Below are 17,040 nucleotides of genomic sequence, written 5' to 3'. Positions count from 1 at the left end.
AAGCACGATTCAATTTTGTAACAAAAGCCCACGCGCGGGGCATCCACGCAACACGTCCACACCCGATGCATACAGCCCGTTTACGCTGGCGGCCCCGCTTTTTAGAGAATCTTTACGCCCCCGCTGCTAATCTTGAACGTACCTCAACCACCGCTGCAAAGCCACCATGGAACCCCATTCACGCCAGCAAACGCATCAAGCCCTGCCCCACCGCCATCCCCGCCTGCCCACCTTTCTCATGCATATCACGGTCGACAAAGCCTGCCTGGCCGAGCTGCGCCAGCTGGTCGTGCGAACCTGCGGCGGCATGCTGTCGTTCATGCGCGTCGAGGCAGTCGACCACGCCGAACGCATGAAAGTCTGGCTGTGCGTGACGGAACCGGCCCTGCGCCTGACCATGGATGCCGTCATGCGCCTGCTGCCGGCGGCAGAATTTGGCCGCATCAGCCAGGGGAAATCGCTATGAACCAGTATGCCTGCGAACACGCGATGTCTTCCTCGCGCATCACTGCGCACTTCCAGGGCATCTGGGTGCCGATGGTCACGCCATTCCTTGATGTCGATGGCGAAATCGACTTCGACGCCGCCCAGCAACTGGCGTGCGAACTGGCCGCCAGCGGCATCGATGGCCTGGTGGTGTGCGGCACCACGGGCGAAGCGGCCATGCTGAGCGCCGCGGAACAGACCATGCTGCTCGACAGCGTGCTCGAAGCCGTCGGCCCCCGTTTCCCCGTCGTGATGGGGATCGGCGGCAGCGATACGCGCAGCGTCGTCGCCACGGTGCAGCGCTACAACGACCATCCGCTGGCCGGCCTGCTGGTCTCCGCGCCCGCGTACGTGCGCCCGTCGCAGGACGGCATCGTGCGCCACTTCCAGGCCATCGCCGCCGCCACCGACCAGTCCATCGTGCTGTACAACGTGCCGGCGCGCACGGGCGTCAATGTCGAACCGCAGACGGCCGCGCTGCTGGCGCGCGACTCGCACTTCGTCGCCATCAAGGAAGCGGGCGGCAAGCTGCAGCAACTGGGCGAACTGCTGCTCGACACACGCCTGGACGTCCTGTGTGGCGACGATGCGCTGCTGCTGGCCAGCCTGTCCATAGGCGGCCACGGCGCCATGTCGGCCGCCGCCCAGGTCCGGCCCGATCTGTATGCGCAGTTATATCACTTGGTCAAGCAGGGCCGCCACGGCGCCGCCGGCGCCCTGTTCAAGATAATGCTGCCCGTCATCCGCCTGCTGTTTGCCGAACCCAATCCCGCTCCCGTCAAGGCGGCGCTGGCCATGCAGGGCAAGGTGCGCGACGCATTGCGCCTGCCGATGACGCCCATGTCCGCCGCCGGCCAGGCCGCCCTGAGTGCGGCACTCGAGCCCTTGATGGCTCTGCCCGTCTGGACCGCCAGCGACAGGGACGCGCCGCGCGAAGGCTGTCTGCTGCAGCTGGTCTCCCCTGCCAACATCATGCCAGCCGTGCGCCAAGATGATCATCGCCATCACGGATGAACGCGGGGGCATGGAGAAATCCATCCTGGCCGGACGACTGGCCGCCTCGCGCGCGCTGGCCGGACGCAAGGTATTGCTGCTCGATGCCGATCCGCGCCAGGGCGCCATGGCGCAGGCCAGGAACCTGCACGACGGCGCCATGCACGGCAGCCTGACGCGGCCGCGCCTGATGGCGCGCGCCATCAGCGCCAAGGGCTTGCAGCCGGAGCTCGAGCACCTGGTGCACTGCTACCACGACATCGTCATCGACAGCGAAGGCCGCGACTCCATGGGCAGCCGTTCGGCCCTGATCGCCGCGCGCGTGCTGGTGGTACCGCTCGACGGTGTCGTCGATGACGCCGCGCAGGCGGGCCTGGCGTGCCGCATCGCACACGCGCGCAGCGTCAATCCTGACCTGCGCGTCCTGCTGGCAACGGACGCGCAAGCGGCACCCGCCCATGCGCTGGCCGCGCAGATCCCCTCCGCCCGCGTGGTGGGACTGGGGCAGCTATACTGCGCCGTTTTCAACCTGCCAGCGTAAGTACGCAAAAAAGGCGGCGCATGCGCCGCCTCTCCTTTCAGTCAACTCAGTCCATTAAAACGTCTTGCTGACCGTCAGCTGCAGCGCCGTCTTGCCCATGAATTTGCCATTCACGGGCGAGGCATAGGCCGACTTGCCCGCGTTCGTGCCGATCACGGCCAGCGCGCCCGAAACAAAGCCGAAGTCGCGCGTGACGCCCACTTTCCAGTCCGTATAGCTCGACGCGTCGTTGTTCCTGACCTTCTGGTGGCCCGCATGCAGGTTGCCGGTCCAGCCGTTCGTCAGGTCAATGGTCGCGCCGATGTCCAGGTAGCCGCTGTTCTTGCTGTTGACGATGCCGAACAAGTTGGAGACGGCGTGCGAATATTTGACGTAGGCGGGACCATACGACAGCTGGCCGTAGACTTCCTGCGTGTCCGCGTTAGCCAGGCCGATATTCTTCAAGCCGTTGTCCGCATACACGTAGGCGAGCACGCCCACGTCATAGCCGATATCACCGGTCAACTGGCCGCGCTTGCCCGCATACAGGTCCACTTCCACGTCGCCGCTGCCGCCCGCGTCCTTGGTCCACTTGATGGTCGAGGCCCAGGCGCCCGCATACAGGCCCGTCGGGTTGTTGACGTAATCGACGCCGCCCTGCAGCGCCGGTTTCAAACGCGTCTGCGAAATGCCGCGGTAGCGGTAGTCGGACACGCCGGCCACGTTGAAACTGACTTCGTTGTCGGGCTTGACCTCATCCGCGTGGGCCAGGCTGCCCGTCAAGGCGGTGAAGGGGGTGGCTAGGGCAAGTGCCAGTAGCATTTTATTCATGGTTTTTTCTTCTTCATGGGTGGTATGGGCCTTTGCCAACATGGCGCAGCTGGCCCGCCGCTGCAAAAAAATGGGTAAAGCGTCCCCCTGGCGCGCGCGGCGCCTGTTTTCAAACAGGGAAATAACAGGTGTTAGAGCGGCAGCAGCAACCGGTAGCCGACGGCCGTTTCCGTCAGCAGGTACTGCGGCTGGGCCGGATCGGCTTCCAGCTTCTGGCGCAGATGGCCCATGTAGATGCGCAGATAGTGGCCGTTTTCGCTGTTCGACGGCCCCCATACTTCGCGCAACAGCTGCGGATTGGTGACCACCCTGCCGGCATTCTTAACGAGTACCGACAGCAGGCGGAATTCCGTCGGCGTCATGTGCACCAGCTGCTTGTTGCGTGTCACCAGACGGTCCTTCAAATCGACGCGCACGTCGCCAAACTGCACCACGCCATCGTCGCTGGCGGCAGGCTGGCGCTGGCGGCGCAGGGTGGCGCGCACGCGGGCCAGCAGCTCGCCCACGCCAAACGGCTTGGTGAGATAGTCGTCGGCGCCCGCATCGAGCGCGCGAATCTTGTCCTGCTCGTCGACCCGCGCCGACAGCACGATGATGGGCACGGCCGACCATTTGCGGATGTCGGCGATGAAATCGATGCCGTCGCCATCGGGCAAACCGAGGTCCAGCACGATCAGGTCGGGCCGGCGCGTGCCGGCATCGATCAAGCCCCGCTGCATGGTGGCCGATTCGAAAATCTGCCAGCCCTCGTCTTCCAGCGCGGCACGCACGAAGCGGCGGATTTGCGGTTCATCCTCGACCAGCAGGGCGGTGGCGGAAGGTTCGTTCATGTTGGTTTTCCTGTTTCATGGTCGTTGGCGTCATCGAGCTCGATCTCCGGCGGCGCCGGAGGCGTGCCCAGCGGCAGGCTGAACACAATGGCGGCGCCCCGTCCCGGAGCGTGCGGCTGCGCGTGGATGGTGCCGCCGTGGGCTTCGACGATGGCGCGGCAAATGGCCAGCCCCAGCCCGACGCCCGGCTTGTTCGATTCGCGTTCGCCGCGCGTAAATTTTTCAAAGATCGCTTCTTCGCGGCCGGGCGGCAAGCCCGGGCCATCATCGGCCACTGTCACCTGCAGGAACTGGCCGTGCACCCCGGCCGCGACCGTGATGGTGCTGCCGGGCGGCGTGTACTTGGCCGCGTTTTCCAGCAGGTTGCACAGCACGCGCTCGATCAGCACAGCGTCGTAGCGCACCAGCGGCAAGTCCGGCGCCAGCTGCGTCTGCACGGCATGTTGCTGCAATTGCGGACCACTGGCGCGCAGCGCGCTGCCCACCACTTCTTCCAGCGCCTGCCATTGCAGGTTCAGGCGCACTTGCCCGCTTTCGATGCGCGCCATGTCCAGCAAGTTCGCCACCAGGGCGCTCATGCGCACGGTTTCGGATTGCAGCGAGCGCGCCATGTCCAGCTGCACAGGCGACAAGGCTGGCCGGGACAAGGCCAGCGATTCGGCCAGGCCCACCAGCGACGTCAACGGCGTGCGCAAGTCGTGCGACAGGGCCGCCAGCAGCGAATTGCGCAGCCGCTCGGACTCCATCTGCAGCAGCGCGCCCTGGGCCACGTCGATGTAATGCACGCGTTCGAGGGCGATGGCCGCCAGCGCGGCAAAGGTGTCAAGGTGCTGGCGCTGTTCCGGCACCAGCAGCCAGCGCCCGCGGTGCGCGCCATCGAGCGGCAGCAGTGCCAGCACGCCCCGCGTGCGCATCGGTGCGATCAGCGGCAGGTAGAAAATGGGCGAAGCGGGCAAGGTATCCGTGCCTGTCCCCGCCGCCTGCGCATGGTCGAAAGCCCACTGCGCGATGCCGATATCGAGCGGCTCGCCGCCGTTCGGGGCTTGCAAGCTGCCCTCGTCATCAGGTAAAAGCAAGGTGGCGCGCGCGCGGAAAGCCCGTTCGATGGCGCTTTTCGTGATGTCGAAAATCTGCTCCGTCTGCAGCACGCCGGACAGCTCGCGCGAGAATTCATACAGGGCGCGGGCGCGCGCTTCGCGGTGCGAGGCCACGCGCGCCTGGAAGCGCAGGCCCGCCGTCAGGTGGCCCGTGATCAGGCCCACGGCCAGCATCACGCCAAAGGTGATCACATACTGGAAATCGCCCACGGCAAACGAGAAGCGCGGTGGCACGAAGACGAAATCGAAGCAGGCCACGCCCACCAGGCTGGCCAGCGCCGCCGGCCCGCGCCCCAGGCGCACGGCCACCAGCACCACCGTCAGCAAGGACAGCATGGCGATATTGGCCAGGTCAAGATAGGGCTGCAGGGGGACGGAGGCGAGCGCCGTGGCCAGGCTGGCGCCGGCCGCCAGGATGTAGCGCCAATGGCGCGAGGGCCGGCGCGGCGCCTCGGCATCGTCGCCGGCCGCGCGCCGGGGCGCCGCATCGGCAGGCGGCAAGCCCACCTCGATCAGATCGATATCGGGCGCCAGGCTGGCCATGCGCGCGGCTGGCGGCGTGTGCCACAGGCGCGCCAGCGCACCGGCGCGGCCACGGCCCACGATGACTTTCGAGATATTCGCGTTGCGCGCATACTCGACCACGGCGCCGGCGATATCGGCGGACGGCACAATGGCCGTGCGCGCGCCCAGGTCCTGCGCCAGTTTCAGGGTTTTCAGGATGCGCTCGCGCTGGACCGCCGGCAGGCGCTGCAAACGCGGTGTTTCCACGTACAGCGCATGCCATTCCGCATTCAGCTGGCTGGCCAGGCGCGCCGTGCTGCGGATCACGTGCTCGCCGCCCGCGTGCGGTCCCACGCAGGCGAGCAGCGCGGCGCCCGTCTTCCACACGGGATTGATCGATTTCTCGACGCGGTAAGCCTGCACGTCGTCCTGCACCCGGTCCGCCGTGCGGCGCAAGGCCAGTTCGCGCAGGGCGATCAGGTTACCCTTGCGGAAAAAATGCTGCGATGCCCGCTCGGCTTGCAGCGGCTGATACACCTTGCCCTGCTTCAGGCGGCGCAGCAGTTCATCGGCCGGGATATCGACCAGCACCACTTCATCGGCGCGGTCGAACACCGTGTCGGGCAGGGTCTCCGCCACGCGCACGCCCGTGATCCCGCCCACCACGTCGTTCAGGCTTTCCAGGTGCTGCACATTCACGGTGGAGAGCACGTCGATGCCGGCCGCCAGCAATTCCTCGACATCCTGCCAGCGCTTCGGATGGCGCGAACCGGCCACGTTCGAGTGGGCCAGTTCATCCATCAGTATCAATGCCGGCGCGCGGCGCAGAGCCTCGTCCAGGTCGAACTCGAACAGGGTCTTGCCCCGGTATTCGATGGCCTTCAGGGGCAGCACGGGCAAGCCGTCAAGCTGGGCCGCCGTATCCTGGCGCCCATGCGTCTCCACCACGCCCACCAGCAAGTCCTGGCCATCGGCCAGCAATTTGCGGGCGGCGGCCAGCATCGCATAGGTCTTGCCGACGCCGGCCGAGGCGCCAAAGTAAATGCGCAGCCGGCCGCGCGCGGCTTTCTTTTCCTGCGCCTGCACTTGCGCCAGCAGGGCATCAGGGTCGGGGCGTTGGCTGTCGTTGGGGAGCATGGGCATCTTTTAATGTCAAAACCAGGGGCAAAACCGGCGGCTCTGCCCCTGCATCATCTTACTTCGCGGCCGCATCCAGCGCCAGATTCAGTTCCAGCACATTGACCCGCGGTTCGCCGAAAAAGCCGATATACGCGGTTTTCTGCACCTTGGCGATGGCGTTTTCCACCTGCGCCAGCGGCACGGCGCGCACGCGGGCCACGCGCGGCGCCTGGTACAAGGCGCCCGCCAGGCTGATTTCCGGATCCAGGCCACTGCTCGACGCCGTCACCAGGTCGACAGGGATCGGGTTGCGATTGCCCGGATCGGCTGCCTGCAGGGCAGCGATGCGCGCCTTGACGGCGTCCACCAGGGCCGGGTTGCTCGGACCCTGGTTGGAGCCGCCCGAACCGGCGCCGTTGTTCGCCATCGGCGCGGTGGCCGATGGCCGGCCCCAGAAATACTTGGGCGAGGTGAAGGACTGGCCGATCAGGCTCGATCCGACAGGTTTTCCACCACGCTCGACGATGCTGCCGTTGACTTCATCGTTGAAGGCCAGCTGCCCGATACCGGCCGTGGCAAACGGATAGACGACGCCGCAGATCACGGTCAGCGCGGCAAACAGGACCAGGGCGGGACGTACGATAGTGCTCATGATGGTTCCTTTAGACTAAATTGAGTGCGGACAGCAGCATGTCGATAAGCTTGATGCCGATGAAGGGCAGGACGATGCCGCCCAAGCCGTAGATCAGCAGGTTGCGGCGCAACAGGCTGGCCGCACCGATGGCCCGGTACTGCACGCCTTTCAGCGCCAATGGAATCAGCACGACGATGATCAAGGCATTGAAGATCACGGCCGACATGATGGCCGACGCAGGGCTGGCCAGGTGCATGATGTCCAGCGCCTTCAATTGCGGATAGGTGCCCACGAAGGCGGCCGGGATGATGGCGAAGTACTTGGCGATGTCGTTCGAGATCGAGAACGTCGTCAATGAACCGCGCGTCATCAGCATCTGCTTGCCGATTTCAACGATTTCCAGCAGCTTGGTCGGGTTCGAGTCCAGGTCGACCATATTGCCCGCCTCCTTTGCCGCCTGCGTGCCCGAGTTCATGGCCACGGCCACGTCGGCCTGCGCCAGCGCCGGAGCATCGTTGGTGCCGTCGCCCGTCATCGCCACCAGGCGGCCTTCGGACTGGTAGCTGCGGATGAGTTTCAGCTTGTCTTCCGGCGTCGCTTCGGCGAGGAAATCGTCCACGCCCGCCTCGGCGGCGATGGCAGCTGCCGTCAGCTTGTTGTCACCCGTGATCATGACGGTCTTGATGCCCATGCGGCGCAGTTCCGCGAAGCGCTCCTTGATGCCGCCCTTGACGATATCCTTCAACTCCACGGCGCCCATGACGCGGCCATCATCGACCACCACCAGCGGCGTGCTGCCGCGGCGCGCGATGTCGTCGACGGCGCGCCCCACCTCCGCCGGATACGGCTGGCCCAGCGCTTCCACATACTTTTTCATGGAGTCGGCCGCGCCCTTGCGCAGCTGGCGTACCTGCTGTCCGCCCGGAATATCCACGCCGCTCATGCGCGTCTGCGCCGTGAAGGGCACGAAGGTGGCGTGCAGGCTGGCCATCTCGCGTTCGCGGATATTGAACTTCTGCTTGGCCAGCACGACGATGCTGCGCCCTTCCGGCGTTTCATCGGCCAGGGAGGCCAGTTGCGCCGCATCGGCCAGCTGCTGCTCCGTTACGCCGGGTGCCGGTACAAAACTCGATGCCTGGCGATTGCCCAAGGTGATGGTGCCCGTTTTATCCAGCAGCAGCACGTCCACGTCGCCGGCCGCTTCCACGGCGCGGCCCGACGTGGCGATCACATTGGCTTGCATCATGCGGCTCATGCCGGCCACGCCGATGGCGGACAACAGGCCGCCGATGGTGGTCGGGATCAGGCACACCAGCAACGCGATCAGCACGGTGATGGTCACCGGCGTGCCACTGCCGGCCGCCGCCACGGAAAACAGCGAATACGGCAGCAAGGTCACGGTGACGATCAGGAACACGATGGACAGGGCGACGAGCAGGATCGTCAGGGCGATTTCATTCGGCGTCTTCTGGCGCTTGGCGCCTTCGACCATGGCGATCATGCGGTCGATGAAGGCTTCGCCCGGATTGACGGAAACGCGCACCAGCAGCCAGTCCGACAGCACGCGGGTGCCCCCCGTCACGGCGGAAAAGTCGCCGCCCGACTCGCGGATGACGGGCGCCGATTCGCCCGTGATGGCGCTTTCGTCGACGGAGGCCACGCCAGCCGTCACTTCGCCGTCGGCGGGAATCACGTCGCCCGCCTCGACCAGCACCGTCATGCCCTTGCGCAGGTCGGTGGCCGGAGTGGGCAGCCAGGAAGTGCCGTACTTCGGCGTTTGCATTTTCTTTGCCATCACCGTTTGCTTGAGGGCGCGCAGGGACGCCGCCTGCGCCTTGCTGCGGCCTTCGGCCAGCGCCTCGGCGAAGTTCGCGAACAGCACGGTAAACCACAGCCACACGGCGACGGCGACGATGAAGCCGAATGGCGCTTCACCCTGGCCATTCAGGGCCTGGATGGCCAGCAGGGTCGTGATGATGCTGCCCACGTAGACGACGAACATCACGGGGCTGCGCCACTGCGTGCGGGGGTCGAGTTTTTTGAACGCATCGACGACGGCGGGGCCGATCAGTGCGGAATCGAACAAGGTCAGGCTTGTGCGTGACATGGTAGCCTCTTATTTGATGAAAAGTTGCAGGTGTTCGACGATCGGGCCCAGGGCCAGCGCGGGAACGTAATTCAAAACGCCGACGAGCACGACAACGCCGATCAGCAAGCCGATGAACATGGGGCCGTGCGTGGGCATGGTGCCGGCATTGGCCGACAGGCGCTGCTTGGCCGCCAGCGAACCGGCCACCGCCAGCACGGGCACGATCACGCCGAAGCGGCCGAACCACATGGCGATCGCCAGCATCACGTTGTAGAACGGCGTGTTCGCGGACAGGCCGGCAAACGCGCTGCCGTTGTTGTTGGCCGCCGACGTGAAGGCGTAGAGGATTTCCGAGAAGCCGTGCGCGCCCGGATTGGCCACGCCCACCGTACCCGGTTCGACCATCACGGCGATCGCCGTGCCCGTCAATACGAGGGCTGGCGTAATCAGGATGGCCAGCGACACCATCTTCATTTCATAGGCCTGGATTTTCTTGCCCAGATATTCGGGCGTGCGGCCTATCATCAGGCCGGCGATGAAGACGGCCAGGATGGCGAACATCAGCATGCCGTACAGGCCCGTGCCCACGCCGCCGAAGATCACTTCGCCGAACTGCATCAGCAGCAGCGGCACCATACCGCCCAGGGGCATGTAGGAATCGTGCATGGAGTTGACGGCGCCGCACGATGCGGCCGTCGTCACCGCCGCGAACAGGGTCGATGAGCTGATGCCGAAGCGCGTTTCCTTGCCTTCCATATTGCCGCCCGATTGCAGGCTGCTGGCCTGCTGGTCCAGGCCCAGGCCTTGCAAGGCGGGATTGGCTTGCTGCTCGGCGCTCATCACACCGGCCGTCATGACGACAAAGATCAAGGTCATGGCGGCCAGCACGGCCCAGCCCTGGCGCAGGTCGCCCACCATGCGGCCAAAGGTGAAGCACAGACCGGCGGGGATGATGAAGATGGCCAGCATCTGCAGGAAGTTCGACAGCACGGTGGGGTTTTCATACGGGTGCGAGGAATTGGCATTGAAGAAGCCGCCGCCATTCGTGCCCAGCAGCTTGATCGATTCCTGCGACGCGACGGGCCCCATGGCGATCGTCTGCGTGGTCGCCACCTGCGCTTCCATCACGGGCTTGCCGGCGGCATCCAGCACGGGCTGGCCGTCGGCCGTCATTTTCGGCGTTTCATACGCCACGTGGTCGAGCAGGGTCACTTCCTTGTAGGCGGAGAAATTCTGGATCATGCCTTCGCCCATGAAGACGACGGACAGGGCCAGGGACAGCGGCAGCAGGATGTACAGGGTCGAGCGCACCAGGTCGACCCAGAAATTGCCGATCGATTTACCCGAGCGCGAGGCGAAGCCGCGCACCAGCGCAAAGATCACGGCGATGCCGGTGGCCGCCGAAAAGAAGTTCTGGCATGCCATGCCCAGCATCTGCGTCAGGTAGCTCATGGTCTGTTCGCCGCCGTAGCCCTGCCAGTTGGTATTGGCGACGAAGCTGACGGTGGTATTGAACGAGGAATCGGGGCTGACGGCGCCGAGACCCTGGGGATTCAAGGGCAAGAAGCCCTGCAGGCGCTGCAGGCCGTACACGAAGACGGCGCCCACGGTATTGAAGACGATCAGGGCGATGGCATAGCTTTTCCAGCCCATGGCCTTGTCGGCGGGCAGGCCGGACCAGCGGTACAGCAGGTTTTCCACCTTTTGCAGCCAGCCCAGGCCGCGCACGGGGCCATCGCCGGCCACCCTGGCCATGTACAGGCCCAGCGGATAGCCGGCGGCCAGCAGCACGGCCAGGAAAGCCACCAATAACAGTATCGATTGCGTCGTCATCACAGTTCCTCCGCCTTCAGCAGCGCCACCAGCAGGTACACGAGCAGGCCAGCCGACACGACGGCGCCCAGCACATAAAACGCGTTCATTTGACGCTCCCTAATTTGTCGCAGGCGACGGCAAAGCCGGCCGCCACGACGAAAAACACGGCAATCAAGCCGAGATACACGAGATCCATTCCCACCCTCATTCAGGTTTGTTTTGATAGTGAGCAGATTAGCCAAAAGGGTCTAAAAAATTCGTAAAGACTGGGGAGGCAGCTGTAAACAAGATGTAAAAACGGGCGCTTTACCGCATAAAATCCTTCACAATGGGCGCCAAACCACGCGCGCGGCGCACTGTTGTTGCCCTAGAGTAGCGCTATTGCTCGCGGGACAAGATAGAATGCGCGAGCGTCCGCACAAGGACGCCAAGCCTGCCGCACTGCCCTCCCCCAGTGACGCTGGACGGGATATACTGTATATTTATACAGTTATCGCCGCCGCTGTCACTGCGCCCCGCAGTGCCCTGGCCTGGCGTTCCAACCACTGTCTTTACTTAGCTTGAACACGTATGGCCACTAAAAAACCAGCATCCGACTACAGCGAATCATCCATCCGTGTCCTGAAAGGACTGGAACCCGTCAAGCAGCGCCCGGGGATGTACACCCGCACTGAAAATCCGCTGCACATCATTCAGGAAGTGATCGACAATGCCTCCGACGAGGCGCTGGGCGGTCACTGCACGCATATCGCCGTGACGCAAAACACGGATGGCAGCATCACCGTCGAAGACAATGGCCGCGGCATTCCCGTCGGCCTGCACCCGGAAGAAGGCGTGCCGACGGTGGAAATCGTGTTTACGCGGCTGCACGCGGGCGGCAAGTTCGACAAGGGTTCGGGCGGCGCCTATGCGTTCTCGGGCGGCTTGCATGGCGTCGGCGTGTCCGTCACCAATGCGCTGTCGACGCGCCTGGAAATCACCGTCTGGCGCAAGGAAAGCGACGGCAACGGCTTGCACCATATGGTGTTTGCCAACGGCGACGTGATCGAGCCCCTGAGCTCCCGCCCCGCCCCGCGCGACGGCAAGAAGTCAGGCACGCGCGTCACCGCCTGGCCCGATGCCAAATACTTTGATTCGCCGAACATCTCGCAAACCGAGCTGCAACGCCTGCTGCGCTCGAAAGCCGTGCTGCTGCCGGGCGTCACCGTCACCCTCACCAACGCGAAAACGGGCGATACGCAAACCTGGCAGTACGCGGAAGGCTTGCGCGGCTACCTGACCGAAACGCTGGCGCAGGTATCGAATGGCGAAACCCTGATTCCCCTGTTCGAAGGCGCGCAGTATGCGGGCCCGGACTCGGAAGGCTTTGCCGAAGGCGAAGGCGCGGCCTGGGTCGTGGCGTGGACGGAAGAAGGCGCCATCGTGCGCGAATCGTACGTCAACCTGATTCCCACCTCGAACGGCGGCACGCACGAATCGGGCTTGCGCGACGGCCTGTTCGGCGCCGTGAAAAACTTCGTCGAAATGCACTCGCTGCTGCCGAAAGGCGTCAAATTGCTGCCGGAAGACGTGTTCGCGCGCGCCTCGTTCGTGCTGTCGGCGAAGGTGCTGGACCCGCAATTCCAGGGCCAGATCAAGGAACGCCTGAACTCGCGCGACGCCGTGCGCCTCGTCTCGACCTTCACCAAGCCGCCGCTGGAACTGTGGCTGAACCAGCACGTCGACTACGGCAAGAAGCTGGCCGAGCTGGTGATCAAGCAGGCGCAATCGCGCCAGCGCTCGCTGCAAAAAGTGGAAAAGAAAAAATCCTCGGGCGTCGCCGTCCTGCCGGGCAAGCTCACCGACTGCGAATCGTCGGACATCACGCGCAATGAACTGTTCCTCGTCGAGGGCGACTCGGCGGGCGGTTCAGCCAAGATGGGCCGCGACAAGGAATTCCAGGCAATTCTTCCCCTGCGCGGCAAGGTCTTGAATTCGTGGGAAACGGACCGCGACCGCCTGTTCGCGAATAACGAGATCCACGACATCGCGGTCGCCATCGGCGTCGATCCGCACAGCGTGGGCGACTCGCCCGACCTGTCCGGCCTTCGCTACGGCAAGATCTGCATCCTGTCCGATGCGGACGTGGATGGCTCGCACATCCAGGTACTGCTGCTGACGCTTTTCTTCAAGCACTTCCCGGCCCTGATCAACAAGGGCCACATCTGCATCGCCCGCCCGCCCCTGTATCGCGTGGATGCGCCCGCGCGCGGCAAGAAGCCGATGCAGAAGATCTATGCGCTCGACGACGGCGAACTGCTCGCCATCGAGGACAAGCTGCGCAAGGAAGGCGTGAAACAGGGCGCCTGGTCGATCTCGCGCTTCAAGGGCCTGGGCGAGATGAACGCCGAGCAGCTGTGGGAAACGACGATGAACCCGGACACGCGCCGTCTGCTGCCCGTCACGCTCGGTGAAGTCGACCACATGGCCTCGGCCTCCCGCTTCAATATGTTGATGGGCAAAGGCGAAGCGGCAGGACGCCGCGCCTGGATCGAAGAACACGGCAATGAAGCGGAGGCGGATATCTGATGATCATCGGCATCGACCTGGGCACCACCAACAGCCTGGTCGCCATCTGGCGCGACGGCAAGGCTTCCATCATCCCGAATGCGCTCGGTGAACACCTGACGCCGTCGTGCGTGAGCATCGATGACGACGGCACCGTGCTGGTGGGCCGCGCCGCGCGCGAGCGCCTGCAGACGCACCCGCAGCTGACGGCGGCCGTCTTCAAGCGCTACATGGGCAGCGAAAAGAAGATCACCCTCGGCACGCAGCAATTCCGTCCGGAAGAACTGTCGTCGATGGTGCTGCGCGCGCTGAAGGAAGATGCCGAAGCCTTTTTGGGGCACAAGGTCGAGGAAGCCATCATTACGGTTCCCGCGTATTTCAGCGATGCGCAGCGCAAGGCCACGCGCATCGCCGGCCAGCTGGCGGGCCTGCGCGTGGAACGCCTGCTCAACGAGCCGACGGCCGCCGCGCTGGCCTACGGCATCCGCGACAAGGAACAGGAAAGCAAATTCCTCGTCTTCGACCTGGGCGGCGGCACGTTTGACGTGTCGATCCTGGAGCTGTTCGAAGGCGTGATGGAAGTGCGCGCCTCGGCCGGCGACAATTTTCTGGGCGGCGAAGACTTCGTCACCGTGCTGGTCGACGCCTTTTTGGAAGGCAGCGGCTTGCGCGACGCCGCCGGCAGCCGCCTGTTCGACCCGCGCCAGCAGCAGCTGCTGCGCGATGAAGCCGAGCGCGTCAAGCGCCTGCTGTCGGAACAGCCGTCCGTGCGCATGGCCACGCGCTACCAGGACAAGGAATACAGCTGGGAGATCAACGAAGACAAGCTGGCGCAATTGTGCGAACCGCTGCTGGCCCGCCTGCGTCTGCCCGTGGAACGGGCGCTGCGCGACGCCACCATCCGCGCCGCGGAATTGAATGAAGTGGTGCTGGCCGGCGGCGCCACGCGCATGCCGCTGGTGCGTAAACTCGTCTCGCGCATGTTCGGCCGCTTCCCCGCCATCCACCTGGACCCGGACGAAGCCGTGGCACTGGGAGCCGCCGTGCAGGCGGGCCTCAAGATGCGCGACTCCGCCCTCGACGAAGTGGTCATGACGGACGTGGCGCCGTATTCGCTGGGCATTTCGATTTCGCGCCAGGTCGGCGCGAACCAGTATGAAGGCGGGCATTACCTGCCCATCATCGAGCGCAATTCCGTGGTGCCTGTCTCGCGCACGGAAAACATCACCACCATCTACGACAACCAGAAGGAAATCAACGTGGCGATCTTCCAGGGCGAGTCGCGCCTGGTGGCCGACAACGTCTTCCTCGGCAAGATCAACTTCCCGATTCCCGCAAAAAAGGCGGGCGAGATCGGCATCGACGTGCGCTTCACCTATGACGTCAGCGGCGTGCTGGAAGCGGAAGTGACGGTGCTGGCCACGCAGGAAAAGCACAAGATGGTCATCAGCGACAATGCGGGCGTGATGACGCCGGAACAGATCGAGCAGCGCTTTGCGGAACTGGCCGACCTGAAGATCCACCCCCGCGAACAGATGGAAAACCGCACCCTGGTCACGCGCGCCGACCGATTGTACGAACAATCGCTGGGCGACGTGCGCCAGTACCTGGCGGCGCACACGGCCAATTTCCAGGCGGCGCTGGAAACGCAGGACCCGAGCACCATCCGCAAGGCGCGCCAGGCGCTCGACGAGGTGTTGCGCCAGGTCGAGAGCGAGAGCTTCCTGTAAATGGACGGCGGCATGCACAACGGGCAGCGCAGCCTGTGGGAGATCCTGGACACGGAGCCGACGGGCGACGAGCGCGCCCTCAAGCGCGCGTATGCGAAGCGCCTGAAGGTGACGCGTCCCGAAGACGATCCGGCCGCCTTCCAGGAGCTGCGCGAAGCGTATGAATACGCGCTGCGCCATGCGCACCTGTTTGCCGAGGAATTTCCGGAACCGCAAGCGGCCGAAGCGGCAGCGGCGGAAACGCCAGAAGCGCCGCCCATGGGACCGGCCGACCTGTGGGGCGTCATCGACGAGGCGGTGCAGGAAGCGCCTGCGGAACTGTGGGGCATCATCGCCCAGGAACAGCCCCCTCCCCCGGAACAATGGGGCGTGGTCGCCATCGACCCGGCGCAGGAAGCGGCCAACCTGTGGCAAGGCTGCCTGGTGCTGACGCAGCATGCGCATGCCGGCGACATGCTGGCCCGCATGCTGCAGGACGACGCCATGCTGAACCTTGACGTGCGCGAGGAATTCGACCTGTGCGCGCTGCGCTATTGCGCCAGCGCCGGCTATGACCTGGCGCTGCGCCAGGCCCTGTTCGAGCAGCTGGGCTGGGACCGCGACTTTTCCTACCTGGCGCGCAGCCATGCGGATCTGGTGCGCAGCGCCGTGCAGCGCTACCGGGCGGACCGCTCGTTCGCCCATTTCAGCGACAACCGCGACAGCTACCCCGGCCTGGACTGCATCATGTCGCAGCAGCCGCCAAGCGCCTACGCGCGCCAGCTGTTCGACCGCAAATTCACGCTGCAGCTGCGCGAACTGCTGCACGCGATACGCTGGCAGCACAGCGAGATGCTTGCCTGCAAGCTCGATACAGACCTGTTCGAGCAGTGGGAACACGCCGTCCATGCCAAACGCTACTTCAAGCAGACGGCGCTGGCCTCGGGCGGCCTGGGTTTCGTGCTGCACTTCATGCTCGCGGGTGTGCTCGATGCGGCCGGCTTCAAGCTCGGCGACACGGCTGCCTATGCCAGCCTGCTGGGCTTCCAGGCGCTCGCCTTTTCCCTGCTGGCCATGCATGCCTTGCGCTGGCCGGCGCCCCTGTTCGCGCGCCTGGAAGCGCTGCAGGAAACGTTGCAGGAACGCCTGCCCGTGCTGTGGCAACGGCCCGGCTTGCGGCAGCTGGGCTGGATCGCGCCCTACCTCGTGCTGGCCTTGCTGCTGTTCTTGCCCGAACGCGGCGAGACCATGCGCCTCGTCACGGCGGCCGGCCTGTGCGCGTCGGCCCTGCTCGCGTATGCGATGAACCGCCAGCTATTGCATGGCATGCTGCTGTTCCTGTGTCTGGGCCTGTCGCTATTCGCGGCCATGTTCATGAGCGGCAGGGGCCAGTCGGCGCTGGCCATCGGCGATGCCATGCCATTGATCTTTTGCCTGGCGGCGCTGGCCCTGCGCAGCGCCACCGGTCTGTATGGCGATTGCGGCTGGCCAGAGGCGCTCTTGCCCCGCCTGCGCGCGGCATGGCTGATCGGCTGCGCGGGCTTGCTGCTGCAACTGTATTTGCAACTGCTGCCGGCCGCCTTCGTCGGCGCCGCGCTGTATGTCTGGTCGTGTGCCGGCTTGCTGTTTTCCCCCAGCGATTTCAAATGGAAGACGATCTGGCCGGTGGTGCTGGTGCCGTCCATCGCCACTTTCGTGCTGGCCAGCCAAGCCCCGGCAATCCGCGCCATGCCGATGATGCATAACGGCGTCGAACTGGCCCTGGCCGTGCTCTATTTGACCTTGCGCTACATGTATCTGACGTACGGCAAGTCCTTTTCCAAATCCGGGCTGTCATAATCAGCTCCACGAATTCAACCGCAACCA

At 64.8% G+C, this 17,040-nt stretch carries 13 protein-coding genes; 6 read left to right on the top strand and 7 right to left on the bottom strand.

Annotated features, from left to right (window positions below; genetic code table 11):
- Positions 1-166 precede the first annotated feature (166 nt).
- The 3 genes from CLU94_RS17160 to CLU94_RS17150 are packed head-to-tail and all read left to right on the top strand — an operon-like array spanning position 167 to position 2,020.
- Positions 167-466 carry a hypothetical protein gene (locus CLU94_RS17160; protein WP_251350252.1) on the top strand — a complete coding sequence of 100 codons (300 nt, stop codon included), beginning with the start codon at positions 167-169 and terminating at the stop codon, positions 464-466.
- On the top strand, positions 463-1,500 hold the full coding sequence (gene dapA / locus CLU94_RS17155; protein ID WP_099666497.1) for a 4-hydroxy-tetrahydrodipicolinate synthase: 1,038 nt from the start codon (positions 463-465) through the stop codon (positions 1,498-1,500). Before CLU94_RS17160 ends, dapA begins: the two co-directional genes overlap by 4 nt.
- Before the next feature lie 10 nt (positions 1,501-1,510).
- Positions 1,511-2,020: a cobyrinic acid ac-diamide synthase gene (locus tag CLU94_RS17150; RefSeq protein WP_257218857.1), complete on the top strand. Its 510-nt coding sequence runs from the start codon at positions 1,511-1,513 to the stop codon at positions 2,018-2,020.
- 54 nt (positions 2,021-2,074) lie between these two features.
- Here CLU94_RS17150 and CLU94_RS17145 read toward each other — a convergent pair whose 3' ends face one another.
- The 7 genes from CLU94_RS17145 to kdpF all read right to left on the bottom strand — a co-directional run bounded on the left by CLU94_RS17145 (position 2,075) and on the right by kdpF (position 11,025).
- The gene (locus tag CLU94_RS17145; protein WP_099668363.1) at positions 2,075-2,830 is read right to left on the bottom strand and encodes a TorF family putative porin; all 756 of its coding nucleotides are present in this window, start codon (positions 2,828-2,830) and stop codon (positions 2,075-2,077) included.
- A gap of 131 nt (positions 2,831-2,961) precedes the next feature.
- Positions 2,962-3,660: a two-component system response regulator KdpE gene (kdpE, locus tag CLU94_RS17140; RefSeq protein WP_034746496.1), complete on the bottom strand. Its 699-nt coding sequence runs from the start codon at positions 3,658-3,660 to the stop codon at positions 2,962-2,964.
- Positions 3,657-6,398: a DUF4118 domain-containing protein gene (locus tag CLU94_RS17135; RefSeq protein ID WP_099668362.1), complete on the bottom strand. Its 2,742-nt coding sequence runs from the start codon at positions 6,396-6,398 to the stop codon at positions 3,657-3,659. The genes kdpE and CLU94_RS17135 overlap by 4 nt, the downstream gene beginning before the upstream one ends.
- A gap of 58 nt (positions 6,399-6,456) precedes the next feature.
- Complete coding sequence (gene kdpC, locus CLU94_RS17130) at positions 6,457-7,032, bottom strand: potassium-transporting ATPase subunit KdpC (protein ID WP_099666495.1); 576 nt, start codon at positions 7,030-7,032, stop codon at positions 6,457-6,459.
- A 10-nt stretch (positions 7,033-7,042) separates the two neighbouring features.
- Positions 7,043-9,121, bottom strand: a complete 2,079-nt coding sequence (gene kdpB, locus CLU94_RS17125) for a potassium-transporting ATPase subunit KdpB (protein WP_099666494.1) — start codon at positions 9,119-9,121, stop codon at positions 7,043-7,045.
- 9 nt (positions 9,122-9,130) lie between these two features.
- Entirely contained in the window at positions 9,131-10,936 is a 1,806-nt protein-coding gene (gene kdpA / locus CLU94_RS17120; protein WP_099666493.1) for a potassium-transporting ATPase subunit KdpA, read from the bottom strand.
- Complete coding sequence (gene kdpF, locus CLU94_RS17115) at positions 10,936-11,025, bottom strand: K(+)-transporting ATPase subunit F (RefSeq protein WP_034746483.1); 90 nt, start codon at positions 11,023-11,025, stop codon at positions 10,936-10,938. Before kdpF ends, kdpA begins: the two co-directional genes overlap by 1 nt.
- Before the next feature lie 463 nt (positions 11,026-11,488).
- Between kdpF and CLU94_RS17110 the strand changes: the two genes are divergently transcribed.
- Genes CLU94_RS17110 through CLU94_RS17100 form a run of 3 tightly spaced genes read left to right on the top strand, consistent with a single transcriptional unit; the run spans position 11,489 to position 17,013 of the window.
- Entirely contained in the window at positions 11,489-13,486 is a 1,998-nt protein-coding gene (locus CLU94_RS17110; protein WP_077408539.1) for a DNA topoisomerase IV subunit B, read from the top strand.
- Positions 13,486-15,195 carry a molecular chaperone HscC gene (locus tag CLU94_RS17105; protein WP_099666492.1) on the top strand — a complete coding sequence of 570 codons (1,710 nt, stop codon included), beginning with the start codon at positions 13,486-13,488 and terminating at the stop codon, positions 15,193-15,195. The genes CLU94_RS17110 and CLU94_RS17105 overlap by 1 nt, the downstream gene beginning before the upstream one ends.
- Positions 15,196-15,207: 12 nt before the next feature.
- Positions 15,208-17,013: a J domain-containing protein gene (locus CLU94_RS17100; RefSeq protein WP_143451454.1), complete on the top strand. Its 1,806-nt coding sequence runs from the start codon at positions 15,208-15,210 to the stop codon at positions 17,011-17,013.
- The last annotated feature ends 27 nt before the right edge of the window (positions 17,014-17,040 follow it).

This window comes from Janthinobacterium sp. 13, from assembly GCF_002749695.1.
In the GTDB taxonomy this organism is placed as follows: Bacteria; Pseudomonadota; Gammaproteobacteria; order Burkholderiales; family Burkholderiaceae_D; genus Janthinobacterium; species Janthinobacterium kumbetense.
The sequence above is the reverse complement of the archived record's forward strand: the minus strand, read 5'-3'. Positions and strand labels throughout refer to the sequence as shown.